The organism is Streptomyces sp. 13-12-16, from assembly GCF_002114215.1.
Lineage (GTDB): Bacteria > Actinomycetota > Actinomycetes > Streptomycetales > Streptomycetaceae > Streptomyces.
The window spans coordinates 1-1,100 of sequence record NZ_NCTE01001178.1 but is presented as its reverse complement, the minus strand read 5'-3'; the positions used below and the strand labels follow the sequence as shown (position 1 = coordinate 1,100).

Sequence of the window (1,100 nt, the reverse complement as noted above, 5' to 3'; positions counted from 1 at the left end):
GGCACCCGGCACCGGGTCGGCGAGGAGGAACTGGCGGGCATCGGCCCCGGCAGCAGCCTCGTCGGGGTCGCGGAGAACCGTACGTACCGGGTCTCCGACCTGTGGAACGGGGTCTTCCTCAGCTCCGGCAACGACGCCGTGCGCGTGCTGGCCGCGCTCAGCGGGGGCTGGCGGGCCACGGCCGAGCGGATGCAGGCCAAGGCCCGCGCGCTGGGCGCCCGCGACACCCGGGTCATGTCACCCGACGGCTACGACGCACCCGGTCAGGTGTCGTCGGCGTACGACCTGGCGGTGTTCGGCCGGGCGGGGCTGCGCAACGACGAGTTCGCCCGGTACTGCGCCAGGCACGAGGCGCCGTTCCCGGCCCGCGACGGCGGCTCGTACGGCATCGTGAACACCAACCGGCTGCTCACCGGCGCGGACGGTGTCGAACCCTACGAGGGTCTGATCGGCATCAAGAACGGCTACACCAGCGACGCCGGCAACACCCTCGTGGCCGCGGCGCGCCGGGACGGTCACACCCTCGTGGTGACGGTCATGAACCCCCGGTCGGGCGGCGGCCACGCGGTGTACGAGGAGGCCCGCACGCTGCTGGACTGGGGCTTCGAGGCGACCGGGCACGTGACCCCGGTGGGCTCCCTGGACGCCCTGCGCCCCGGCCCGCCGGCCGGCCCGGAGGCGGAGCCCGTCACGACTCCCGTGGCCCGGAGCCACGACGCCCCGGGCCGCCCGGTCACCTGGACCATCGCCGGCGCCGCCCTCCTGGGCGCCGCGGGCGTGTCCCTGTACCTGCGCCTCAGATGGGGTCCGGTACCAACGAACTGAGGGTGAGTGCAGCGCCCCCGAAGGGGCGCGGGGAACTGCGCGACAAGCCCCCACCGGCCCGCGGTCAACAGGAATCCGCAACCACCCCGAAGGGGCGCGGGGAACTGCGCGGACAACTACACCCAGGCCGGTGAGGTCACAGACTCCAGCGCACGAACGACCCGCACTTCCCCGACCGGCCGCCCACCCCCGAGCAACACCTCCCCCTCGAACTCCTTGAGCAAAGAGGCATCCACCCCCGCCCGCACCAGCGCCGCCGCGGCGACCGGCACCCG

Annotated in this window: 1 protein-coding gene and 1 pseudogene; one reads left to right on the top strand and one right to left on the bottom strand. The window is 74.3% G+C overall.

What is annotated here, in order from left to right; all coding sequences use genetic code 11:
- On the top strand, positions 1 to 825 hold an 825-nt coding region (locus B7767_RS37060; protein ID WP_085575840.1), incomplete at its 5' end, for a D-alanyl-D-alanine carboxypeptidase family protein.
- Between the two features lie 116 nt (positions 826 to 941).
- Here the strand turns inward: B7767_RS37060 and B7767_RS48710 are convergent.
- Positions 942 to 1,100 (bottom strand): annotated as a pseudogene (locus B7767_RS48710) (asparaginase); the annotation flags it as partial.